Annotated in this window: 1 protein-coding gene; it reads left to right on the forward strand. The window is 52.5% G+C overall.

Annotated elements, in window-relative coordinates:
* Window positions 1-50: 50 nt before the first annotated feature.
* Window positions 51-255 (forward strand): transposase (locus JW499_RS22255; protein WP_416135416.1); only part of this gene is annotated, 205 nt, incomplete at its 3' end.

The raw sequence follows: 255 nt of genomic DNA on the forward strand, positions 1-255 counted from the left end.
TTACTTCAAGCCGCAAAATCGCGCAGGCCTGTCGGGAGAATGTCCTCTTTATGGCCCTGTCCGCAGACAGTCAGCCGCACCACAGCACTATCGCAGAATTCATTACGCGGATGGAGGATGTGATTGCACCTCTGTTTACTCAGGTCCTGATGGTGTGTGATGGCATGAACCTGATTGGTCGGGAAATGTTTGCTATCGACGGCTGTAAAATGCCATCCAATGCAGCCAAAGAGTGGAGTGGAACACGGGCAGAGC

This window comes from Amphritea pacifica (assembly GCF_016924145.1).
In the GTDB taxonomy this organism is placed as follows: Bacteria; Pseudomonadota; Gammaproteobacteria; order Pseudomonadales; family Balneatricaceae; genus Amphritea; species Amphritea pacifica.